General features: G+C 35.7%; 6 protein-coding genes. 3 read left to right on the top strand and 3 right to left on the bottom strand.

Annotated elements, in window-relative coordinates; genetic code table 11:
* Positions 1-729: 729 nt before the first annotated feature.
* The 3 genes from AZF04_RS04015 to AZF04_RS04005 all read right to left on the bottom strand — a co-directional run bounded on the left by AZF04_RS04015 (position 730) and on the right by AZF04_RS04005 (position 2,380).
* Positions 730-996, bottom strand: a complete 267-nt coding sequence (locus AZF04_RS04015) for a hypothetical protein (RefSeq protein ID WP_061947665.1) — start codon at positions 994-996, stop codon at positions 730-732.
* Positions 989-1,324 carry an ArsR/SmtB family transcription factor gene (locus AZF04_RS04010; protein WP_061947664.1) on the bottom strand — a complete coding sequence of 112 codons (336 nt, stop codon included), beginning with the start codon at positions 1,322-1,324 and terminating at the stop codon, positions 989-991. The genes AZF04_RS04015 and AZF04_RS04010 overlap by 8 nt, the downstream gene beginning before the upstream one ends.
* 189 nt (positions 1,325-1,513) lie before the next feature.
* Complete coding sequence (locus AZF04_RS04005; RefSeq protein WP_082795292.1) at positions 1,514-2,380, bottom strand: polysaccharide deacetylase family protein; 867 nt, start codon at positions 2,378-2,380, stop codon at positions 1,514-1,516.
* 521 nt (positions 2,381-2,901) lie between these two features.
* Here AZF04_RS04005 and AZF04_RS04000 point away from each other — a divergent pair.
* The 3 genes from AZF04_RS04000 to AZF04_RS03990 are packed head-to-tail and all read left to right on the top strand — an operon-like array spanning position 2,902 to position 6,260.
* Positions 2,902-3,834 (top strand): ABC transporter permease, encoded by a 933-nt coding sequence (locus tag AZF04_RS04000; RefSeq protein ID WP_061947672.1) that lies wholly within the window; start codon positions 2,902-2,904, stop codon positions 3,832-3,834.
* Positions 3,834-4,703 carry a carbohydrate ABC transporter permease gene (locus AZF04_RS03995; RefSeq protein WP_045478144.1) on the top strand — a complete coding sequence of 290 codons (870 nt, stop codon included), beginning with the start codon at positions 3,834-3,836 and terminating at the stop codon, positions 4,701-4,703. The genes AZF04_RS04000 and AZF04_RS03995 overlap by 1 nt, the downstream gene beginning before the upstream one ends.
* 30 nt (positions 4,704-4,733) lie before the next feature.
* Positions 4,734-6,260, top strand: a complete 1,527-nt coding sequence (locus AZF04_RS03990; RefSeq protein ID WP_082795291.1) for an extracellular solute-binding protein — start codon at positions 4,734-4,736, stop codon at positions 6,258-6,260.
* Positions 6,261-6,320 lie beyond the last annotated feature (60 nt).

Raw genomic sequence — 6,320 nt, 5'->3', positions numbered from 1 at the left:
AAACATCTTTAGTTTGTATGACTACGCCCAAGACAGATTCGACTTAAAAACAGCCTAACAAAGTCATCAACTCATTGTGAATTCTTTTACACATAAATATAGACTTGACTTGGAGAGCCAGGAAAAGGGTCAAAAGGAAGAACTCTATTCACCTGAAAAAGATGGATAGCCAAGAAAAGGGTCAAAAGGAAGAGCTCTATTCACCTGAAAAAGTTGGTGAGCCAAGAAAAGGGTCAAAAGGGAACGAACTGTTCAACTGTAGTAGGAGTAAAAGCGCTGGGAGTTTAAACGGGAAGGCTCTATCCACCCGAAAAAGCTGAATAGCTAAGAAAAGGGTCAAAAGGAAGAGCTCTATTCACCCGAAAAAGCTGGAGAGCCAAGAAAAGGGTCAAAAGGAAGAGCTCTATTCACCCGAAAAAGTTGGTGAGCCAGGAAAAGGGTCAAAAGGAAAAGCTCTATTCACCCGAAAAGAGCATGCAATCAGGAAAGTGGTCAAAAGGAAGAGCTTTATTCACCTGAAAAAGGTGGTGAGCCAAGAAAAGGGTCAAAAGGGAAAGCCCTATCCACCCGAAAAAGCAGCGAAACCTAGAAAAAGGACCAAAAAGAAAGCTCAAAAACAAAAAACAGCCTCCTAAATCAATCATTAGAAGGCTGAAAGCAACATTCCTTATACATTTAAGCTATCCGATAAAAAGAACTAATAAAAATCTTCTTACTTTCCAATAAAAATTATTCAACTTCTTTTAAAAAGCGACTGACTTCCTTTAAACGGCTGTTCATTTGTGTAAGCTGTTGATTAATATTCTCTTGGTGTAAGTTAGATTGTTTTTGTAATTCTATCATATCTTCACTTAGCTTTTGATAGGATTGCTCATTGGTAGACTTTAGTTTGGTTTGCCACACCTTCATTGATGAAACGATGACAATGACACCTAGAGCGATAATCAGTAATAAAAAAATCATTCCGCCTATTCCAAAAATGTTGAAATCATTCATTACTACTTCCTCCTTTTTTTATTGTTAATGTTTTTGTGGCTTCGGCTATAATTTCAGGGGTAATCGTAAAGCTAAAATTTGTTAATTCGTAATATTTCATTGCTTTTCCATCCTCTGAAAGCTCTAATTCTGATTTTACTAAGTTTGCAGCTTCAAGCTTTTTTAGATGCATATACAGTAATGGGCGGCTTAATTCAACATTTCTTGATAGCTGGCTAACATATTGTCTGCCTAAAAGAAGGATAGAAATTATCCTCATTCGATGAGGGTTAGACAATGCTTCCAACGTCGCTAGTAATTGATTTCCATTTTGTGATTGCTGACTCATAATTTTGTGGCAATTTCATCAGTAACTTGCACCTTCATCCTCCTTTTTGTGTTTGAGTTAATTTTAACACATGTAATAAAAATATAACACATGAATATAAAAAATTAATTAATTTTTTTATATGAATTTAAACCCTTACCCAACCGAAAAAACCTCTTCGTAATTCATCTACGAAGAGGTTAACCTTATCTATTTTTGATAAGGTATATTTAATAATTCAGGTACGGTTACAAAATTGTATCCCTGCTCTTGTAGGGTAGGAATGATTTGACGAAGAGCTTCTATTGTATTGGTTCGATTTCCATCCCAATCTGCTCCATCATGCATTAATATAATCGAGCCAGCATTGACTTCATTTATAACTCTGTTAGCAATAATTTCTGGTGGTTCCTCCTGCCAATCTAATGAGTCCACAGACCAAGCGATTACATCATATTGTAATTCAGCTACCTTCTCGACTAGCTCGTTAAATAAAAATCCATAAGGTGGTCGAAACAATGAGGTACGATAGTTTATAAGCTCGTATAAAGCATCTTCGGTTCTCGAAACTTCTCTTTCAAGAGTTGCTAAATCTCCTTCTTCGACCAAATTTGGATGAAAATATGTATGGTTGCCGATGATGTGTCCTTCATTTTGAATACGAGTAACAATTTCAGGGTATGCAACAGCTCTGGACCCGAGTAAGAAAAAAGTAGCTGGAACATTGTATTCTCGAAGAATATCTAAAATATCATTTGTAAATCGTTGATCGGGACCGTCGTCAAACGTTAAGGCAATTTGATTTTGAGTATTATTGGGGTCTTCTAAAAACACAATATCTGGATATCTACGTTGTAATTCATTCAGATCTACTGGTTGCTGAAGCTGACGTACGTTCTCATTAGAAACATCTTTTAGGTTAGTAAGCTCTTGATTATTAATGAAAGTACTTGGCTCAATGGTACCCACTTCTTGATGTATATCCTCGTTCGCAAAAGTATGATTGTTCATACTAAAATAAAAGCTTATCAAAATAGCCAAAACCATAAATGAATTTTTCATATTAAACCTGTTCATTGTGTAGCTCCTTTTTTTTCTATTTCTCCTAGCCTTTATATTCTTATTAAAAACAGTAAGTTTATACAAAAAAGAGTGAATGAAAAAGGGTATTTTATTTAAAGCGGTTTTATTAATAATGAAAAACCAAATGAATTGAGGAATAGAAGGCAGGATGATTATAATGATTAGTTTAAAAAGCTAGGTGTTAGTAAGTGGCAGAACTATAAAAATGAATGAACAATAAGTCCATTTAATATTCGAATCTTATTTCCAGGGGTTAAGGGGGCCAATAGCTGTCTTTTTGTGCTTTTATTTATGATAAACATTTCTTAAATGAACACACAATTACAATAAATTAGTGGATATCTTTAAATGGTTAACGAATTGTTTCAATTGTTGATTGTTATTTTTAAACTAGCTAGCTATAGTTGGGTTACTCATCCACTTTCCATTTGCTAGGCTTAAAAGTGCTACGAAGAGGAGGGGATAGAAAATATCTTAAAGGGGGGAAATGCTATTTGAAATTAACAAACGTAGAAATGAAAGGGCATACAAAAATAGTCCCTAACAAAAAGGAATCATTATTAGAAAATATTAAAAAACATTGGATGCTCTATGTAATGATCCTTCCAGGAGTGGTATTTTATATTGTTCTAAAATACGTTCCATTATTAGGTAGTGTTATAGCATTTCAAGATTATCAAATTTTTAATGGATTATGGAACAGCCCATGGGTTGGATTGGATAATTTCATTCATTTATTTACTTATCAAGATTTTTATCAAGTTCTTCGAAATACTTTTTTAATTGCTTTTTATTTGTTGATTTTTGGTTTTCCTGCACCGATTATATTGGCTCTTTTATTTAATGAGATTAGGGTGAGATTTATTAAAAAATCAGTTCAAAGTTTATTTTACCTTCCTCACTTTCTCTCTTGGGTTATTGTCGGTGGAATTGTATTTGAATTACTATCCTCTCAAGGGGTTGTAAATGCTGTCCGAGAATGGTTTGGGGCAGAAACGATTTTATTTATGCAAGAGGAAAGTTATTTTAGAAGTATTGTAGTACTTTCAAGTGTTTGGAAAAATATCGGCTGGGGGACGATTGTCTATTTAGCGGCCATTACTGCAATCAATCCGAGTTTGTATGAAGCCTCTGTTATTGATGGTGCAAATAGGTGGAAGCAAATGCGGTATATTACATTACCTTTAATGTTCCCAACCATTCTAATCTTGTTCTTACTTAATATAGGGAACTTTTTAGAGCTAGGCTTCGATCAAATATTTAATTTACTAACACCTATGACGTACTCTGTTGGTGATATTATTGAAACGTATGTCTATCGAGCGGGTGTATTGCAAGGACAATATAGTATGACAACTGCAATCGGATTATTTCAGTCACTAGTTGGATTTACTCTATTATGGATATTTAACAGAATGGCAAGAAAAACGGAACAGGGGTTGTGGTAATGAGAAAATCATTGGGAGAAAAAATATTTGAATTTTTCAATTATTCAGTGCTAATAATACTGGCTTTAACAATGATCCTTCCATTGTTACAATTGCTTGCTGTATCGTTTAGCTCACCAATTGCCGCAGATTCAAAGTCAGTCTTTTTATGGCCAGTTGATTTTACATTGGATACTTGGTCACATATTTTAAAAAATAGTGTATTATGGAGATCCTTTGCTGTCACTCTTTATATAACGGTTTTTGGAACCTTTTTAAGTATGTTATTCACAGTTATGACAGCGTTTCCATTATCGAGAAAAGAGTTTATGCTCCGCAAGCCCATTATGTTTATGATTGTGATTACGATGATTTTTAACGCTCCGATGATACCTTTCTTTTTAACCGTTCGAGGGTTAGGAATTATGGATACAACATGGGCTTTAATCATTCCTGGACTGATTAGTACCTTCAATATGGTCATTGTTCGAACGTTCTTTATGGGAATTCCTAGTGAGCTTGATGATGCTGCCAAAATTGATGGGTGCCATTCGTTTAGACTTTTGTTTCAAATATACTTACCGCTCTCTAAACCGGTATTAGCAACCATTAGCTTATTTTATGCAGTAGCTTACTGGAACACCTTTCAAACGGCGATTTTGTTTATTCGTTCACCTGAATTATATCCTCTTCAATTAAGGCTACGAGAATATTTTCAGGCGCCGGAAGAAATCGCAGCGGTTAACTTAATTATGAATGAATTGGCTTTTAACACAACGACATTAAAGGCTGCAACGATTATCTTTGCGACGGTACCAATCGTTTTAGTTTATCCTTACCTACAAAAATATTTTGTAAAAGGTGCCGTGCTCGGATCCTTAAAGGATTAATAGGACAACCAAAAAATAAGGGGGATTTTTATGTATCTAAATAAGCGTTGGTTATCTGGAATTTTACTTCTATTATCGTTCATCTGTATAGTTGGGTGCTCAAGCACCGAAACAGACAATACGCAAACCACGAATGATACTGAAGAAGAAAGTAAGCATGTTCGAGTGTTCAAAAGTCATTTATCAAAAGGTGTCTTACCAGGGAGTGATGACCCTCATGTTCAGTATGTCTTAGAGGAAACAGGGGTTGAATATGAATTAATGACTCCACCTGCTGGTTCTGATGCGACAGAATATATTAATATGCTTTTTGCTTCTGAGGATTATCCAGATATATTCCGACCAATTGGAGGGATGGAAAGGACGCTCATCCAACAAGGTGCAGCTCTTCCACTTGAGGATTTGTTACCTGAATATGCACCAAATGTATGGAATAGTATCCCTGAAGAAGCTTGGGATGTAGTAAGGTCAGCAACTCCAGATGGACATATTTACTATGTTCCAAAGGTATACATGATTCCTGAAAGAGCCGCTTTACTTCGACAGGATTGGTTAGATAATGTTGGACTGGAAATGCCAGAAACGGTGGATGAGTATAAAGAGATGCTCATAGCCTTTAGAGATGAAGATCCAAATGGAAATGGTCAGAGAGATGAAATTCCCACCTCTGGTCGAGAGTTTGGAACATGGATGGATCATTTATTTTCGATGTTTGGGGTAGCTATGTGGGAAGGACAGCCAGAATGGGATATTTATGAAGATGAAATTCAATACGCTGGAATTACTGAAAATATGAGAGAGGCTATTGCATTTATTAGAGAATTATATGAAGAAGGATTATTAGATCAAGAAACCTTTTTGAATAAAAGCGATGTATGGACAGCAAAAATTAATAATAATCTCGTTGGAAGCTGGTATCATTTACCTGCCAATTTAGGTGAACGATATGATGCGATGAAACAAGGAGATCCAAATGCTTATGTGGTAGGAATGCCTTTGCCGAATGCAGAAGGCTTTGAAGGCTTTATTACACAAAAAAGTATGGGCGAGCCAGAATGGATGATTCCAAAGGCTTCTGAGGAGCAAGCGATAGCTTCACTACAATTATTAGACTTTTTCTATGACTCTGAGTTCGATGATTTTATTCGTTTTGGTATAGAAGGTGCACAGCATGAGGTAATAGATGGAGAAAAGGTTTTGATTCCTGCTACAGATGAAACTCCAATTGCTTTAGGTATGAGAAACCTAACCACACAAGAAGATATGGATTTACGAATTGAGCAAACATTTCCTGATGAACAGCAGCAGATGGTGAAGGATATCTTTGAAGTAAGCACAGATGATGCGAGGAGAATTGCCGGAGATGGCTTACCATCTACTGTATATGAAGGCTATCCAGATATTCAGTCACATAAGCTTTTTCAAGAATATTTAACCAAGATTGTCATTGGTGAATGGCCACTAGAAAGGTTTGATGAGTTTGTGGATCGCTGGTACCAATCAGGAGGAGAGCAAGTAACAGCTAATGTTCAAGAATGGTATGAGCGATTAAATTAGACAATGCGGCGGAGCTAATCGCTTCGCCTCTATTCATAGACTTTATAGTGAAAGGACTGT

It is taken from the genome of Alkalihalobacillus trypoxylicola, assembly GCF_001590785.1.
In the GTDB taxonomy this organism is placed as follows: domain Bacteria; phylum Bacillota; class Bacilli; order Bacillales; family Bacillaceae_D; genus Alkalihalobacillus; species Alkalihalobacillus trypoxylicola.
The sequence above is the reverse complement of the archived record's forward strand: the minus strand, read 5'-3'. Positions and strand labels throughout refer to the sequence as shown.

Excerpts from the sequence above, each read along its gene's own strand:
- AZF04_RS04015 (WP_061947665.1), bottom strand. The coding sequence starts at position 996 with ATGAATGATTTCAACATTTTTGGAATAGGCGGAATGATTTTTTTATTA.
- AZF04_RS04010 (WP_061947664.1), bottom strand. The coding sequence starts at position 1,324 with ATGAGTCAGCAATCACAAAATGGAAATCAATTACTAGCGACGTTGGAA.
- AZF04_RS04005 (WP_082795292.1), bottom strand. The coding sequence starts at position 2,380 with ATGAACAGGTTTAATATGAAAAATTCATTTATGGTTTTGGCTATTTTG.
- AZF04_RS04000 (WP_061947672.1), top strand. The coding sequence starts at position 2,902 with ATGAAAGGGCATACAAAAATAGTCCCTAACAAAAAGGAATCATTATTA.
- AZF04_RS03995 (WP_045478144.1), top strand. The coding sequence starts at position 3,834 with ATGAGAAAATCATTGGGAGAAAAAATATTTGAATTTTTCAATTATTCA.
- AZF04_RS03990 (WP_082795291.1), top strand. The coding sequence starts at position 4,734 with ATGTATCTAAATAAGCGTTGGTTATCTGGAATTTTACTTCTATTATCG.